This is a genomic window from Thauera propionica, from assembly GCF_002245655.1.
Classification (GTDB): Bacteria; Pseudomonadota; Gammaproteobacteria; order Burkholderiales; family Rhodocyclaceae; genus Thauera; species Thauera propionica.
The window spans coordinates 1-14,584 of sequence record NZ_NOIH01000025.1; the positions used below are offsets into that span (position 1 = coordinate 1).

Below are 14,584 nucleotides of genomic sequence, written 5' to 3' on the forward strand. Positions count from 1 at the left end.
CACCGAACGGCGCTTGCGGCGCGAGGGATAAACCCTATTCGTTAGAGGTTATCAATGACGTCGTGCGCCGCCACTGTCGTTGCCTCACTTATCACGGCATATCAACGCTTCATTTCTCCTCACAAGGGCTTCGTGTGTGCTTTCCGGGTACACCACGGTGACCAATCATGTTCAGCTCATGCCAAGGTCGCCTTCCAACAACATGGGCTCGTTGTTGGTTGGCGGCAAATGCGACGTCGTTTCGTCTTGTGTGCCCAGGCCGCAGAAGAGATTCGCCAGCCTAAGTCTGGGAAGGACGCATCCGGAAGAAAGACCGATTACTGCGCGGAGGGGGCGTGTCTTGGATGCTCTCTATTCTCATGGTTGTCGTGAACGAAACCTCTAACCTTCCGGTCGACCTCGCGCGACAAGGCCGCGCGAGGCCGGTCGCCTACACGTTGGGCACCGGAAGCATGACCTTCTTCGACCTTCTGTTCATGCCTGCAACCGTACTCGGCGCAGTTGTTGGGACAGCCATTTGCGGGTTCGTTGCCTACGCATTGCATACGTGGTGGCCCGGTGCGTACTCCGTCACGCTAGGCGCACTTCTGGTCGGTGGCGGCTTGCTGGTTGGTGCAATTATTGGCAGCCGGTGGGATCTCCCACGAGATGGGAAGAACCAATGACCATCCACCTGTCCTCGTTGCGCGCAGGCATTCGCTGCCTTCAGCCGTCAAGCGGGCGCCGTCTAGCCAGCGCCGACTCCTGGGCTTGTTCGTCTGTCGGTGCGCTTGCAAGCCCAGTGCCCAACCCGGCGCTCGACCTCGCGCCCTTCGGTCGCTGGACGCTGCGCGATAAAGCCGCGCAGCGCCGGTCAGCTCTACGTTAGGCGTTCAATAGCATCTGAGAAATAGGAGAGTACCGCAATGAAAAACACCATCGGAATGGTGTTGGCTAGTTTGTTTGTAATAAGCATGCCGTGTTTTGGCGATGAGCTTAACCTCGATACTGGCGAATATATTATGGATATGGGCGGTGGGGATAAAATGAACCTTGATACTGGCGAGTACCATATGAATATGGGTGGTGGAGACTCAATGAATCTCAATACAGGTGAATACCAAATGAATATGGGCGGCGGAGATTCAATGAATCTCGATACAGGTGAGTACATTATGGATATGGGTGGCGGAGACAAAATGAATCTTGACACCGGCGAATACATTATGGATCTCGATTAGAGTTGCTGCATTAGAATCCAATAACGATGTCATCACCTAACAAGGCAAATGCACTCGGACAGCAAAAGGCGCCGCTCCTTTGTCGCTCTGCCTTTTGCTGCAGGTGATTTGCGACGTTAGGCTTCACACGGTACCAGTGGGCGTCAGAAGTGTCCGAGATTCGCCAGTACCTTACTCTCTTGGGAGTTCTGCAAATGGTAGGCGCGGCCGTGCTGTTTGCAGTTCTTCTAGCACTGCTTCGCTCACCGTCGGAGAGCACAGCTGCGCCTCGCTCATGGCATGTTCTTCGAAAGGACACCAAGCTGGTAGCCCTTTGTGCATTAGACGAGAGCCGCAGCACGTGGTCTGGGTTCTTCTTCGCCGTGCTCTTCTACTACGCTCTGCCGTTGTGGTGGTGGCAGTGGGGACCGCGCAAGGCCCTCATGCTCATCATGCTTCCCGTAGCAGGAGCGGTTCTACTCAGCAAGTTTGCAGTTTCACCCTTGCTGAGCGCGCCGGGCGCTCCTTTGGACATCGGGGAAGGGATGCTCGTCACCGCCGTAACACTGATTCCCCTACGAGTCCTCGCCGGCTTCCACGTCCGCAAACACCACCGCCGCTTTCGGCGCGCCACCCTTGCAAGCCGCGGCTGGATTCTTGCCGCCACTGTTACCGCAAGCTCAGCCTCAGCGGCAACCGCGTCATTCGCTGGACCTTCCAAGTTCCGTCGGCTCGTCTCGTCTGCAAAGAAGGTCTTCAACAAGAGGCGCAACGCTAAGCGCAGTGAAGCCTAACCCTTCGCTCGAGTGGACCGCCACCGGCATGGCACTTGGCCCGCCAGCCGGTGTGGCCCATCATCCGGCCGTCGGGCCAAGCGCCATACCGGCGTCATCCCCTCAGCTCAAACGTTGAGCGACAGCTTTCCCTCACGCTCAACGACAGCAACGGGTCGGATGCCGTCGCGTGCGCAGTGTCAAAGCTGACATGACGAATACGTGAGATGGGCTGATCCTCGCCGTCCGGTCAGGCAGCTGCCCCCCTGCAGGAGTCACAGCAGTTGTATGCCACCCGCCATCCGAGACGTCAGTCGGCCTCGTCCAGACCGGAACAATCTGGACGTGACGTCCGGCTGGCATTGCCGTGATCGAAATGGCGGCTAGTGACACGACTGTTGGGTCCACCCCATCGACCGGGCGCGGGACAAGCCACGTTGATCGGCTGACGGAATTTTCGGCGGTTCCGGCTTAGAACCCCTATCAGGAACAAGTTCGCTGGGGGTGTCGAGATCGTCTACGACGCCAATCAAGGTATTCCGACCGGCGTCACGATGGGGCTGGCGGGTCGTCGAGCACTCGCCAAGGTCGCGTACCGGATTGAAGTCGAAGCTGGCGGCAAGGCTTATGTCCTCGCTGCCGGACTGGATGAGGTGACGGCCCGTGGCGTTGCCACTGAGATTGGTAAGGCGTTGAACCTTGCCGCGCCGGCATCATGAGCACGGCGCCTGATACCCTCCAGACGCCTCTCACAACGGTAACGTGCTCTATTTCCGATCTCCGGGACGACCCTCGAGGCGCTACTGGGAAAGGTCGCGATGCCTGCAGAGCAACCTCCGACAAGGACGCTAATGTGTGAGCGCATCGAGTATCCAGACGGGGCGATGGAGGCTTACCCCTTGAGTCGGGCAGTCGGAAATCCGCGAGCACAGGGGCCTGGCCGGCGCTCATTGTGCAGATCGAAGTGTCGGCCTGACCGGCATGTCCTTTTAGTAGGTACAAGCAATGCGTGACGAGGTCTACGTTCTGAACCTGTGCGATGGGGTCTTGCACTCCCCGTCCGAGCGTCAGCATCGGTTCGCATTCTTGCTCGGCGACACAGGGCGAAAGCTGCCGGTCGATGCCTACTATCCACGTCTCGCCCTGGTGATCGAATATCACGAAAGGCAGCATTCCGAGGCGGTGCCGTTTTTCGACCGTAGATTGACCGTGAGCGGTGTGCCTCGCGGACTACAGAGGGCCATCTACGACCAGCGGCGACGTGATGTCCTTCCGCAGCACGGCATACAGCTTGTCGAATTCAGCGTCAAAGAGTTCGCCCGTCAGGGGCGTCGCTTGAGGCGCCGCGAAGTCGAGGACATCGAAGTCATCCGCCAGAAATTGGAGCACTACATTCGCCACGTGGGATGACTGGCAGGGCGTGTCCCTGCAACCGGCCAGTGTCGCCGCTCAGTGGGGCAAACGTCCATCGGAATGAGGCACGTGCGCCCGCACGCAGCGGAGAATGTGCTTCCAGCGCTGCAATCCACGTCGCGGACCGCTGCGGCCAGCCTTCATCCGTGGATTCATCGCGTGGTGGCTGCCGTTACTTTTGGGCTGCAGGCTTTAGCCAGTTCTCCGTCGCAACGCCGGGGTAACGCGCAAAGTCCTTCAGGTTGTTGGTCACAACCGTCACCCCAAGGGCCGCGGCGTGCGCGGAAATCAGCTTGTCGAGCGCATCCTTCTTGTTCTCACGCGTTGCCAGCCGGATCGGGCCGTAGGCAAGGGCGGCCTGAGCGTCAAAGGCGACCACGGGGATGTCCTCGACCAAGGCCTGGAGGTTGGCGCGTTCGCGCTCCGGATCAGCCGACACGGCAACGCCATACTCCAACTCAGCGAAGGTGATGGCTGACATCACTACGTCGCCGACGTAGCACGTCGCAAAACGCTGGGCGACTTCTTCCGGTTGATTCTTCATCAAGTAGATGCACATGTTGGTGTCGAGCATGTAGCGCGGCATTACAGCGCGTCCCGTTCGGCTTGCTCCTGATCGCCGCGTCCTTCGGCCATGAAGTCGGGGGAGAACCGGGCGAACTTGGTCAGCACGCCTGCCAGCGAGCGTCGAGCGGGCCGAATCCGGATCTCATCGCCCTCGCGCTCGATCTCGAGCTCCATGTCCGTGCGCTCGTAAGCCAGGTCAGCCGGGATTCGAACGGCCTGTGAGTTGCCGTTCTTGAAAGCGCGTGTGGTGCGCATGGGTGGCTCCAGCAAGGATGTACAGCGTATGAACTTTAGGCCAGGTCGGGGGCGATGTACATCTTCGGATGTACTTGGTCTTGTCAGTGCGTTCGGTGAGGGGCGATGCCTGGCCCTGGGCGTGTCAAATATATGGACACTTCCCAATTTGGCGCCGACCCGATTCCGCGCCGCTACTGGGTTTGCGGCTCATCCCGCATCGCGCCAACCATCTCCAATTTTTTGTAATTGCTGGCGGGTATCCTTAGACGGCCTCTGTTCATGATAATAGTCGTTATCGTGAACGGATGCCCTGAAGGGTAACAAACGCGACGCAAAACAACACTTGTGCGACGTAGCGCACATGATCAAATAAGGCTACTATCTTATCAATGCCTGCCAATGTCCCTACGTTTCCGCTCACTTCAAGACCTCGGTCGCGGTGCATGGCGCATCGCGTCTGTGACCCCGCTTTCCCCGGCCAAAGAAAAGCTCGCGCTGCGCGATGCGTCCGCCGTTGCGCCCGGTTCAGCGGACAGCCGACGTCAGCCTGCCAGGCCACCTTCGTCGCGCTCGGGGCCGACGCCGCACGATCTGCTCTGGGATGCGGTCGTGGCGCGATGGCCCACCGCGGTGCGCGAGTTCGAGGGCGCCGTACCGGGCCGGCGCTACCGGCTCGATGTGGCGCTGCCCGAGGCGCGCATCGCGCTGGAGGTCGACGGGTTCCGACATCACGGGAAGCACCTCGAGGACTTCAAGCGCGACCGGGTGCGGCAGAACCTGCAGGTTATCAGCGGCTGGCGCGTGCTTCGGTTCGCGGCCGGCGACATTCGCAAGGATTTGGATGCCTGCCTGGATACCATCCAAGCGCTACTGGAGACGATTCGCCATGAACAAGACCGAAACTGAACAGCCGAAGAGCCGGCGCGAGGCAGTGTGGGAGGTGTGCGATCAGCTCTCCGCGCAGGGCATCAAACCCTCGCTGCGTTCGGTGAAGATGCACTACCCCCGTGGCTCGGACACCGACGTCCAGAAGGACGTGAACGGCTGGTTTGAGCATGTGTTCGCCCAGCATGCCCGCCGGCGCGTCATCCCCTCGCTGCCCGAAACAGTCGTGAAGGCGATGGAAGCGTTCTGGGAGACGGCATCGCTGGAGGCGGACAACCAGTTCGCAAAGGAGCGCAAGGCGCACGAGGACATGAGATCCGAGATGCGGGAGAAGCTCGACTCAGTGCTGGCCGAACTGGCTCAGTCCAAGGCGGCTGCGACGAAGTCCGAGCAGGACAATGTCGATCTTCGGCTGGAACTGTCGCACCGCTCTACCCTGCTCTCCGATGCTGAGGAGGAAATCAAAGTCCTCCGTCGGGATCTGGATGAACTCAGAAGGCACCTCCAGAAACGAGACATGGATCATCAGGAGGAGCTATCGCACCTTCGTGACACTCACGAGCGCAACCTCAAGGCTCAACGCGAGGACTTCGAGCTTCAGGTGAAGCTGGTGCGAGAAGCTGCCGCAAAGCAGACCGAGGAGCACGACCGCGCAATGAAGCGGGCCGATGACCACTACCGTGATCTTGAGCGTCGATCTCTCATGGAGATCGACTCCATGAGAACAAGGGCGAAAAGTGCAGACGAGTTGATCGAGCGCCAGCGCAACACCGTGCACGAGCGCGAAATCGAGCTGGTAGAACTAAGGACCGAGCTACGGCTGATTCGTGAGACCCAGCAGGCGCAGATCGATGACCTTGCGAAGCGCAACGGCGCCCTCAGCAGTCAGCTATCACAACTCCAAGCCAAGGTTGAGAGGCAGGAAGCGACGGCGTCACCGGAAAGGGGGGGAGCTGAGCGCCGGATGGGCGACGTTCTTCACCATGCTACGCTACAAGGCTGAGAGCGCCAGTAGCGTTGTGGAAGCCGTCGATCCTCGTGGCACATCCCCAACCTGCTCAGCATGTGGCGGCGACGTAGCGGAAACGTTCGCAGACCGCAGGCACTCGTGCCCACCTTGCGGATTTGAGGCAAATGGAGATGTTGCAGCCGCTCAAGTCATCCTCCTGTGAGCGAGAGCGAAAATCAATGCAAGTTGTTCTTCGGCTTTTCCTGTGGTGCGCTTTACTGGGTCATCGCCCCGCCATCCGGATCGCGCCGTCGATCCTGATGACCTCACCGTTCAGATACGTGTTCTCGAAAACATGCTGCACCAGGGCTGCGAATTCATAGGGTTTTCCCAGCCTCGGCGGGAAGGGAACCATGCGACCAAGGGACTCCTGAACTTCAGTCGGCATCGACATGAGCATCGGTGTCTCCATGATGCCCGGCGCAATTGCCATCACCCGAATGCCGTAGCGGCTCAGCTCCCGAGCTGCGGGCAGCGTCAGCCCCACGATTCCGGCCTTGGACGACGCATAGGCCGCCTGCCCGACCTGCCCCTCGAAGGCGGCGACCGATGCGGTGTTCACGATGACACCGCGCTCACCGGACTCGTCGGCTACGTTGCGACTCATCGCCTCCGCGGCGAGGCGCAGCGTGTTGAAGGTACCGATCAGGTTGATATTCACCGTGTTGGCGAAGGACTCGAATGGATGTGCTCCAGTCTTCCCCAGGATTTTTTCAGCCGGAGCGACGCCCGCACAGTTCACCAAACCGTTCAGCCCGCCACCACGATTCACTGCCAAATCAATGGCGGCCTGCACGCTGGCAGGATCGGTGACATCCGTTTCGGCGCAGAGCGCATTCGCGCCGATCTCGGCGGCCACGTGCTCGATTGCGGCCTTGTTGCGATCAACAAGTACCACTCTGACGCCCCCGTTCGCCAGCCGCCTGGCCGTAGTCGCCCCCAGCCCCGATCCCGCCCCGGTGACGATGACGGTCTTTCCTTGAATCTTCATCAGCTGGTCCTTGTCCGGGTTATGAGGCTAAAGAAATTGCACGGCGTCCAGCGCAATCGTTTGTGGTTTCTCTGGGCTTAAAAGACCTCAAGCTTGATTTCATAGCGCTTTTGGCACACCGATCTGTGACGTCGAAGACCACTCGCGTGGACCACAACAGCCTAGGTGTCACAGTCCTCCTCCAAAAACTAGCCGAGCATCCGTCCCTTTGAGGCGGCCGTGGTCCACTCGCGAAGCCAGACGGACAACTCACTTCGGGATACTGGTCGATTTGTGGCGTACGATGACCATGCCGAATTGATACAGTCCGGGTGGAAGAGATCCGACCAGGAAACTCGGCGGACGAGCTTCGATCGTCCCACAGTCCGCGAGAGCGGAACTCTATGCTAACCATCTGATGCTTCGCTGCGCAGGGCCATCTAGGATGAATGATACTCAAAACACAGTTTCAAGCTCTCACGTTACGCCGATTGGCGGCAACGTCTTTCTGGATCTCGGGTTCCCACCCCGCGAAGCCGAGCGCTTGCTCTCCGACTCCCAGATGAGGATTGAGGCAGCGCTCACGGAAACACCTGTAGACATGAAGCAAGGGACGCGCATCGATGAGGATCAGATACGACGAGCAAGATGACATCCTGTGCATCGGCTTCTCGGAGGAACCGATCGTGAGGGATGTTTCACTCGGGTGGAACGTGAACATCGGCTTTACAGCAAACGGAATCGCCGAGATCACGATCCTGGATGCCCGAACCGCAGGTCACTGGCCGATAGAGATCGAACCGAGCCCACAGTGACCGAGAACATACGCCGCTGCCAGACAGGCGGCGTCACGGTCGACTTCGACGGCGCCGATCACGGCGGTGCTCCGTTAGACGAGCGTTGGTCGTGGGGTCCTAGTTAAGCCCGCTTAACTAGTGCGGAACACTAGTTAAGTTTACGCGGATTTCTTTAATTAGCAGGACACTGGTCACTCTGGCTCCAACATCTCCACGTCGGGGAAGATGCCCTTGCTGAACGGGGAGTGGGGTGCGGGTGCGCTCGACATTCTGGCGCGCAGAGCCCGATCCGCCCACGCGGCTACCAGCTTGCTCGAGAGCGCCATCAGGAATTCATACAAGCGGGGTAACGCGGTAAGCGCCGTGTTGAAGCACGTTTGCCTCATCAGCGCGGCAGTGGCTGCGCCCTATCTGTAGGGGTAGATCAAGCAGTCGTGTCACCAGCCGCCATTTCGATCACGGCAATGGCAGCCGGGCGTTCACGTTCAAATTGTTCCGGTCTGGATGAGGCCGACTGACGTCTCGGATGGCGCGTGACATACGAGCGCTGTGACTCCTGCAGGGGCGACTCAACAGCCTGACCGGACGGCGAGCATCGGCCCTTCTCACGTATTCGTCATGTCAGCTTTGACGCTGCGCACGCGACGGCACCCGACCCAAACCTGACGCTGAGCGTCTCCCAGGAGCCGACGTTACTTCGCATGAAACGCACCTATCGCCTTCAGCGCGTCTTTGGCTATCTGCGTTCGTAGGGGCAGGTCATTTGCGTCGCGGGTAGCAAGATTCAGGGCAAACAGCCAAACATCGTCCTGTGCTTCAACATAGCCAACATACCAACCCACCGAGGGAGTGATGCGGGTCGCCCAACCCGTTTTTGCATAAAGGCGATACTGGGCATTCTCATCGGCGAACATGACTTTCTTCAGGGAATCATAGCTGCTCGCCTTGAACGGTAGTTTTCGCTCAACAACCCGTCGGAGAAAGGCAACCTGTTCTTCCGCGCTGATCGTCAAAGAGCCATCCAGCCAAAACTCCGTTCCATTGAAGGGTTCCAGTAAATGACCATAGTTTGTCTGTTGAATATAGGCTGGGTACTTGAGTGCCCCCACTCGAAGGGCAATCTGCTGGTAGCACCAGACACAACTCACTTTAAACGCACTGTCTAGAGTCTGGTCCTGGTTCCAATTCGCAATCGAATACTGGGTACCGTTCCAGTGAAAGATCTGGTTCTCACCTGAAATGGCGCCCTCTTCGAGAGCAATCAAGGTATTGAGTACCTTGAACGTGGAAGCTGCCGGGTATCGTTGTTGCGCACGAGGATCGTTGTGAACCAAGCGCTGTCTGGTGGTTAGAGACTCGATGACGATGGTCCCATCGACTCCTGCCCTCTGGAAAAGCTGGGCGATTGCCTGGTTCTCTGCACGCGCTGAGAGCGCGATAAAGAGACCAAAGGCCAGAAGGGTGCTCTTCAGCATAGGGAAATCGGACTCACGGGGTTGTTATCGGCGCACAATGGTAGTGAATTCAAACGTAAGAACCAATGGCCGCTTCTGTTCAGCTTTGTTCGACGCCTGCCCCTGCCTCGCGGCGATGAAGATCCGCCCCAGGTCGGTGGGCAGGCGTTGGACAAAGCCCGGGGGAGGAAACCGCGAGACGAGGCGAGGCCGTTCAGTCGGGGCGTGGCGCTATGGGCATTTGAGCGCCGCCCAATCGCGCAGGTACGCGATGTGCGTGGTGCTGCGCCAGGCGCCGCGTGTTGCGTGAAGCCGCTGCCCGCCCTCGGTTGCGCGGGCGAGGTCCGCGCGGCGCGGCTTGTGATGTGAATGCCAGTGGCGGGCGCAGCGGGTCTTGACCAGGCCCGTCCGAACGGGTGCTGGCGGAAGGCTGCGGGCGTGGAAGCGATGCCCGGTCATGAGGTCACCCCACGGAGTGGTGGCGCGCGGATCGTCGCACCCCGAGCAAAGGTTTCGATCACGCGCATCACCGATCCACAGCAGCGACACACGAAGCCGGTGGTGGGCGTGGTCGACAGCGCGGTGGCTTCCGGCGCCGAGGCGATGGTGCGTGGCTCGTCTGGAGGCGTTGCGCCAAGCAGTCCCCGCGCACGAGCCAGGTTCTGCCGCCGTTCCACGTTGGCGAGCAAGCCGTAGTGCCGAATGCGGTGGAAGCCGCACGGCAGCACGTGCAGCAGGAAACGGCGCATGAACTCCCCGGCGGTGAGCGTCATCGTCTTGTGGCGGGTGCGCCCCTTGGCGCGATAGTCCTTCCAGCGGAAGGAGACGCAGCCCCCGTCGAGGGAGACCAGGCGACGGTTCGAGATCGCCACCCGATGGGTGTAGCGCGACAGGTAGGCGAGCACCGCCTCGGGGCCGGCGAAGGGCCGCTTGGCATAGACGACCCATTCGCTCGTGCGCAGTGGCGCGAGCCAGCGCAGGAACGCGGCCATTTGTGCCAGCGGGGCGAACTCGCCGAAGAAGCGCAGCACGCCGGCGTGATGCGCCTTCGCCAGCTCTTCCAGGAAACGCCGCCGGAACAGCCGCGAGAGCACGCGGACCGGCAAGAAGAAGCCATGCCGGCAGGCAATCCAGCGTTGCCCGTCGGCCGACAGGCCGCCGCCGGGGACGATGCCGTGCACGTGCGGGTGGTGCGTCATCGCCGAGCCCCACGTGTGCAGCACGAGCGTGGCGCCGATCGTCGCGCCAAGGTGCTTCGGATCGGCAGCGATGGTGAGCAGCGTCTCGGCGGCGACCTCGAACAACAACCGATAGACGAGCGCCTTGTTGGTGTAGGCGAACGCGCTGATCGGCGCCGGCAGCGTGAAGACCACGTGGTAATACTCGACCGGCAGCAGATCCGCCTGCCGGGCCTCGAGCCAACGCTGGGCGGCCCGCGCCTGACACTTCGGGCAGTGCCGGTTGCGGCACGAGTTGTAGCTGATGTCGATCTGCTCGCAGGCCTCACAGCGCAGCACGTGCCCGCCCAGCGCCGCAGTGCGGCACTGTTCGATGGCCGACATGACCTTCAACTGCCCAAGGCTCAGGTGACCGTGCTGGGCGAGGCGCCACGCCGGCCCGAAGGCGCGGAAGATGTCCGCGACCTCCAGTGCGGGGCGAGCCACGATGCGCCTACGCCGACTGCAAGGTCTCCAGCGGACTGACGACTTCGCGCAGCAGGTCGGTGGCGACCTGGGTGTAGATCACCGTGGTGTCGAGTTTCTTGTGGCCGAGCAGCGCCTGGATGATGCGGATGTCGACCTTCTGCTCGAGCAGGTGGGTCGCGAAGCAGTGGCGAAGCGTGTGCATCGACACCCGCTTGTCGATGCCGGCCGCCAGGGCGGCGGCCTGAACAGCGCGATTGAGCTGACGCGGGCTCAGTGACTCGATCGGGTTGAGGCCCGGGAACAACCAGCCGCCATCGAGCATCTTGCCCTGCGCCCGGGCGACCCGCCACCACACGCGCAACCGCTCCAGCAGCAAGGGCGAGAGCATCGCGTAGCGATCCTTGCGGCCCTTGCCTTGCTCGACCCGCAGGGTCATGCGCCCGCTGTCGACGTCGCTGACCTTGAGCGAGACCACTTCGCTCGCTCGCAGTCCGGTCGCGTAGGCGAGCGAGAGCGCCGTCTGGTGCTTGAGATTGTTGCAGGCGGCGATCAGGCGCGCGATCTCCTCGCGGCTGAGCACCACCGGCAGGCGCTGTGGCAGCCGGACCGGCTGCATTCGCGCCATCAGCTCGCCGCGTTGGAGCGTGATGTCGAAGAAGAACTTCAGCCCGCTGATCGCGGCGTTGAGCGACATTGGCGAGGTGCCGGTATCGACCAGGTGCAACTGGTAGTTGCGCAGGTCCTCCACCGTGGCGGTATCGGGCGCGCGCCCCAGATAGCGCGTGAACCGGCACACCGCGCGGATGTACGCACTCTGCGTCTTGGGGGTGAGCTTGCGCATCCGCATGTCGTCGAGCATGCGCTGGCGCAAGGGGCTGACGGGACGAGTCGGGGTATCCATGGCTTGCTCCTGTCGAAGACGAGGCCGATTGCCTCATCTCCCAACATGGCAAGCCTGCTGCCGATGGAAACCACGAACTTCGATGCTCGTCACGAACGGTTCAGCACACCCCTACCGCGCGAGCGGTTTAGTCCACTGGCCGCCTGCCGCCGACCGCGGTCTGGCTCGAAAGCAGTCAGTCAACGCGCCGTTTCATCGTTGCCATGATTGTTTCTTAATCGCGCACAGGCGGCCACAGGCGGGCCGTGTGAACCAGCGTCAGTATCCACGCCGTTTCGCCGTCGATCTGGTACACCAGGCGATAGCTTTCATGCGGGATCAACTCGCGGGTGCCAGGAACGATTCCCGGCTTGCCCAACATGGGGTGCTGGGTCAACCGGGCGGCCGCATCGCTGAAAATCTCATCCATCCGGGCCGCCGCGCGCGGATTGTCGGCTGCGATGTAGTCCCACACATCGGCACGGTCTTGCTGCGCTTCGGGCGTCCAAACAACTCTCACGACTGCCTCGCCACACTGGCACGCCGTGCGGCGAATTCGGCCTCAACTTCATCGTTCGATCGCCCCAATCCAGCGCGCATTGAAGCCCGGCCGGCCTCGACCTTGCGGCGCAGGAACTCGTCGTACTCGCGCGACTTGCGCTGGCTCTGAATGAACTCGCGCATCAACTCGCGCAGGACTTGCGACGCCGGGCGATGGGCCGCTTCGGCTTCGGCCATGAACTCGGCGCGCAACTCGGGCTCCAGCTTCATCGTGAAAACGGCTTGTTTTGACATGATCGGGGCCTCCTGCTACTTAATACTAACAAAGTATATACGTCGTCTTTACTAAGCGCTACTCACAGAACGCTGCAAGGCGGGCCTGCGCTATGCCAAGACCTGTCGGAAAACATTTGATTGTCGACAGATCTTCAACAGCCCTCTGCACCAAGCTCCGAGTGGCCGCAAAATTGTGCGGAAAACTGTGTCGCCAGACGCTACCATGCGGAAACCGCGTCTTGATGGTTTTCCGCTTATGTTAGTAGGTTACATGCGCGTGTCGTCAGATTCCGACCGGCAGAGCACGGACTTGCAGCGCGACGCGCTGCTCGCCGCCGGCGTCGATCCGCGTCACCTGTTCGAGGATTACGCCTCCGGCGCGAAGGACGACCGCGCCGGCTTGGTGCAGGCGCTCGAATTCGTCAGGCCCGGCGACGTACTGGTCGTGTGGAAGCTCGACCGGCTCGGCCGATCGCTGTCGCACCTACTCACCATCGTGACCTCGCTCAAGGACAAGCGGGTGGCGTTCCGCTCGCTGACGGAGAATCTGGACACCACCACGCCATCGGGCGAGTTTCTATTCCAGGTGTTCGGCGCGCTCGCGCAGTACGAGCGCGCCTTGATCCAGGAGCGTGTCGTTGCCGGCCTGGCTGCTGCCCGCAAACGTGGCCGGATCGGTGGGCGGCCGCAGGCAATCACCGGCGAGAAGCTGGATGCCATTATCGCCGCGCTCGAAGGTGGCATGTCCAAGGCAGCCGTGTGCCGCAACTTCGGCGTGAAGCGGACCACCTTGATCGAAACTCTGACGCGGGCCGGCTGGCCCGCGTCAGTGCCCCCAGGAGCGTAGCGGTATGGCGGACGGCGGCGGCAGTAAGGAAGATCAGTGGGTATTGGCGCCAGCCGAACGCGAACTGGTGATGACCAAAAACCGGGCGAACCGGTTGGGCTTTGCCATCCTGCTGACCTTCTTCCGCGATCGCGGCCGTTTTCCGCGCGACGAAACCGAAGTCGAGGTACAGGGCATAGCCGCGCTCGCCAAACAACTCGACGCACCCGCGCCCATCGATGGCGAAGCCTTCCTCACGGGCCGCACTGCCGAGCGGCTGCGCGGCGAAATCCGCGTGCGTTTCGGCTTCCGCGAAGCGACGGTAGCCGATGCCGAGATGCTGACGGAGTGGCTGCGTGATCATGTTGCCGGAGAAGTTGGCGGTGACATTGAGCCGATGATCGAGCGGCTGGAAGGACGTTGCCGCGAACTCGCCATCGAGCCGCCGAAACCAGACCGGATGGAGCGCATCGCGCGCAGTGCGTTGCGCTCCCACGAAGACCGCTTCCATAGCTGCGTGTATGGGCGGCTGCCGCCCGCGACTCGCGAACGCCTGGATGCCTTGCTGCGCCCAGAAGAATCGGGCCACGGGGAGAGCGCCGTTGAAGATGCTCAAGGCGAAGCCGCAGGCAACGCGCCGGCCGTCTTGCTGAAACTGCGCGGCAGTCCCGGCCGCCCAAGCCTTGCCAGCATGCAGGATGAGTTGGCGAAGCTCGAACTGATCCGGGGGATCGAGCTGTCTGCCGATCTGTTCGACCGGACTTCGCCGCGTGACCTGGAGCGCTGCCGCCAGCGTGTGTCGGTCGAGGTTCCCCGCGACCTGCGCCGACATCCCGATGCAGCGCGCCTCACCTGGCTGGCCGCTTTCGTCCACCTGCGCGCCCGCAGCCTGACCGACGACCTGGTGGACTTGCTGATCGAGACCATCCACCAGATCGGCGCGCGTGCCGAACGCAAGGTCGAACGCGAACTGCTGGAGGACCTCAAGCGCGTGTCCGGCAAGCAGAACCTGCTGTTCAATCTGGCCGACGCCACCTTGGCCCAGCCGGACGGCGTGGTGCGCGACGTGGTGTTTCCAGTGGTCGGCGAGCAGACGCTGCGCGATCTGTTGACATCCTCTCCGGCCTGAAGGCCGGAGATTCCTACGGCGC

The 14,584-nt window shown here is 61.4% G+C and carries 17 protein-coding genes; 9 read left to right on the top strand and 8 right to left on the bottom strand.

The window, feature by feature from the left end:
* Positions 1-54 precede the first annotated feature (54 nt).
* The 3 genes from yidD (at position 55) to CGK74_RS15470 (ending at position 3,382) form a co-directional block, all read left to right on the top strand.
* Positions 55-372 carry a membrane protein insertion efficiency factor YidD gene (gene yidD / locus CGK74_RS19500; RefSeq protein WP_094269330.1) on the top strand — a complete coding sequence of 106 codons (318 nt, stop codon included), beginning with the start codon at positions 55-57 and terminating at the stop codon, positions 370-372.
* 533 nt (positions 373-905) lie between these two features.
* A complete protein-coding gene (locus tag CGK74_RS15455; RefSeq protein ID WP_094269332.1) occupies positions 906-1,220 on the top strand; it encodes a hypothetical protein in 315 nt (104 codons plus the stop codon).
* A gap of 1,757 nt (positions 1,221-2,977) precedes the next feature.
* Complete coding sequence (locus CGK74_RS15470) at positions 2,978-3,382, top strand: hypothetical protein (protein WP_094269335.1); 405 nt, start codon at positions 2,978-2,980, stop codon at positions 3,380-3,382.
* Positions 3,383-3,557: 175 nt separating this feature from the next.
* Here CGK74_RS15470 and CGK74_RS15475 read toward each other — a convergent pair whose 3' ends face one another.
* Positions 3,558-3,971: a type II toxin-antitoxin system VapC family toxin gene (locus tag CGK74_RS15475; RefSeq protein ID WP_094269336.1), complete on the bottom strand. Its 414-nt coding sequence runs from the start codon at positions 3,969-3,971 to the stop codon at positions 3,558-3,560.
* Complete coding sequence (locus CGK74_RS15480) at positions 3,971-4,207, bottom strand: antitoxin (protein ID WP_094269337.1); 237 nt, start codon at positions 4,205-4,207, stop codon at positions 3,971-3,973. The genes CGK74_RS15475 and CGK74_RS15480 overlap by 1 nt, the downstream gene beginning before the upstream one ends.
* Before the next feature lie 441 nt (positions 4,208-4,648).
* Here CGK74_RS15480 and CGK74_RS15485 point away from each other — a divergent pair, with 441 nt between their 5' ends.
* Genes CGK74_RS15485 through CGK74_RS19505 form a run of 3 tightly spaced genes read left to right on the top strand, consistent with a single transcriptional unit; the run spans position 4,649 to position 6,246 of the window.
* Positions 4,649-5,095, top strand: a complete 447-nt coding sequence (locus CGK74_RS15485; protein WP_206186271.1) for an endonuclease domain-containing protein — start codon at positions 4,649-4,651, stop codon at positions 5,093-5,095.
* On the top strand, positions 5,076-6,077 hold the full coding sequence (locus CGK74_RS15490; protein ID WP_165770096.1) for a DNA-binding protein: 1,002 nt from the start codon (positions 5,076-5,078) through the stop codon (positions 6,075-6,077). Before CGK74_RS15485 ends, CGK74_RS15490 begins: the two co-directional genes overlap by 20 nt.
* Positions 6,058-6,246, top strand: a complete 189-nt coding sequence (locus tag CGK74_RS19505) for a zinc ribbon domain-containing protein (protein ID WP_165770097.1) — start codon at positions 6,058-6,060, stop codon at positions 6,244-6,246. Before CGK74_RS15490 ends, CGK74_RS19505 begins: the two co-directional genes overlap by 20 nt.
* Before the next feature lie 60 nt (positions 6,247-6,306).
* Here the strand turns inward: CGK74_RS19505 and CGK74_RS15500 are convergent, their stop codons facing one another.
* Entirely contained in the window at positions 6,307-7,074 is a 768-nt protein-coding gene (locus CGK74_RS15500; protein ID WP_094269340.1) for an SDR family NAD(P)-dependent oxidoreductase, read from the bottom strand.
* A gap of 602 nt (positions 7,075-7,676) precedes the next feature.
* Here CGK74_RS15500 and CGK74_RS15505 point away from each other — a divergent pair.
* Complete coding sequence (locus CGK74_RS15505; protein ID WP_004254673.1) at positions 7,677-7,868, top strand: DUF2283 domain-containing protein; 192 nt, start codon at positions 7,677-7,679, stop codon at positions 7,866-7,868.
* 674 nt (positions 7,869-8,542) lie between these two features.
* Here the strand turns inward: CGK74_RS15505 and CGK74_RS15515 are convergent.
* The 5 genes from CGK74_RS15515 to CGK74_RS15535 form a co-directional block, all read right to left on the bottom strand.
* A complete protein-coding gene (locus tag CGK74_RS15515; protein WP_011013281.1) occupies positions 8,543-9,325 on the bottom strand; it encodes an oxacillin-hydrolyzing class D beta-lactamase NPS-1 in 783 nt (260 codons plus the stop codon).
* A 434-nt stretch (positions 9,326-9,759) separates the two neighbouring features.
* Positions 9,760-10,968, bottom strand: a complete 1,209-nt coding sequence (locus CGK74_RS15520; RefSeq protein WP_094269342.1) for an IS91 family transposase — start codon at positions 10,966-10,968, stop codon at positions 9,760-9,762.
* A 7-nt stretch (positions 10,969-10,975) separates the two neighbouring features.
* Entirely contained in the window at positions 10,976-11,851 is an 876-nt protein-coding gene (locus CGK74_RS15525; RefSeq protein ID WP_094269343.1) for a tyrosine-type recombinase/integrase, read from the bottom strand.
* Between the two features lie 214 nt (positions 11,852-12,065).
* Complete coding sequence (locus tag CGK74_RS15530; RefSeq protein WP_012585366.1) at positions 12,066-12,350, bottom strand: type II toxin-antitoxin system RelE/ParE family toxin; 285 nt, start codon at positions 12,348-12,350, stop codon at positions 12,066-12,068.
* Positions 12,347-12,625 (bottom strand): hypothetical protein, encoded by a 279-nt coding sequence (locus CGK74_RS15535; RefSeq protein WP_012585367.1) that lies wholly within the window; start codon positions 12,623-12,625, stop codon positions 12,347-12,349. The genes CGK74_RS15530 and CGK74_RS15535 overlap by 4 nt, the downstream gene beginning before the upstream one ends.
* 253 nt (positions 12,626-12,878) lie before the next feature.
* Here CGK74_RS15535 and CGK74_RS15540 point away from each other — a divergent pair, with 253 nt between their 5' ends.
* Both CGK74_RS15540 and CGK74_RS15545 read left to right on the top strand, forming a co-directional pair.
* On the top strand, positions 12,879-13,454 hold the full coding sequence (locus CGK74_RS15540; RefSeq protein ID WP_012585368.1) for a recombinase family protein: 576 nt from the start codon (positions 12,879-12,881) through the stop codon (positions 13,452-13,454).
* Positions 13,455-13,458: 4 nt separating this feature from the next.
* Positions 13,459-14,562: a DUF4158 domain-containing protein gene (locus tag CGK74_RS15545; RefSeq protein ID WP_240498753.1), complete on the top strand. Its 1,104-nt coding sequence runs from the start codon at positions 13,459-13,461 to the stop codon at positions 14,560-14,562.
* Positions 14,563-14,584: the final 22 nt, after the last annotated feature.

What these genes read in the sequence shown, in the direction of transcription:
- yidD (WP_094269330.1), top strand. Translation starts at nt 55, where the DNA reads ATGACGTCGTGCGCCGCCACTGTCGTTGCCTCACTTATCACGGCATAT.
- CGK74_RS15455 (WP_094269332.1), top strand. Translation starts at nt 906, where the DNA reads ATGAAAAACACCATCGGAATGGTGTTGGCTAGTTTGTTTGTAATAAGC.
- CGK74_RS15470 (WP_094269335.1), top strand. Translation starts at nt 2,978, where the DNA reads ATGCGTGACGAGGTCTACGTTCTGAACCTGTGCGATGGGGTCTTGCAC.
- CGK74_RS15475 (WP_094269336.1), bottom strand. Translation starts at nt 3,971, where the DNA reads ATGCCGCGCTACATGCTCGACACCAACATGTGCATCTACTTGATGAAG.
- CGK74_RS15480 (WP_094269337.1), bottom strand. Translation starts at nt 4,207, where the DNA reads ATGCGCACCACACGCGCTTTCAAGAACGGCAACTCACAGGCCGTTCGA.
- CGK74_RS15490 (WP_165770096.1), top strand. Translation starts at nt 5,076, where the DNA reads ATGAACAAGACCGAAACTGAACAGCCGAAGAGCCGGCGCGAGGCAGTG.
- CGK74_RS19505 (WP_165770097.1), top strand. Translation starts at nt 6,058, where the DNA reads ATGCTACGCTACAAGGCTGAGAGCGCCAGTAGCGTTGTGGAAGCCGTC.
- CGK74_RS15500 (WP_094269340.1), bottom strand. Translation starts at nt 7,074, where the DNA reads ATGAAGATTCAAGGAAAGACCGTCATCGTCACCGGGGCGGGATCGGGG.
- CGK74_RS15505 (WP_004254673.1), top strand. Translation starts at nt 7,677, where the DNA reads ATGAGGATCAGATACGACGAGCAAGATGACATCCTGTGCATCGGCTTC.
- CGK74_RS15515 (WP_011013281.1), bottom strand. Translation starts at nt 9,325, where the DNA reads ATGCTGAAGAGCACCCTTCTGGCCTTTGGTCTCTTTATCGCGCTCTCA.
- CGK74_RS15525 (WP_094269343.1), bottom strand. Translation starts at nt 11,851, where the DNA reads ATGGATACCCCGACTCGTCCCGTCAGCCCCTTGCGCCAGCGCATGCTC.
- CGK74_RS15535 (WP_012585367.1), bottom strand. Translation starts at nt 12,625, where the DNA reads ATGTCAAAACAAGCCGTTTTCACGATGAAGCTGGAGCCCGAGTTGCGC.
- CGK74_RS15540 (WP_012585368.1), top strand. Translation starts at nt 12,879, where the DNA reads ATGCGCGTGTCGTCAGATTCCGACCGGCAGAGCACGGACTTGCAGCGC.
- CGK74_RS15545 (WP_240498753.1), top strand. Translation starts at nt 13,459, where the DNA reads ATGGCGGACGGCGGCGGCAGTAAGGAAGATCAGTGGGTATTGGCGCCA.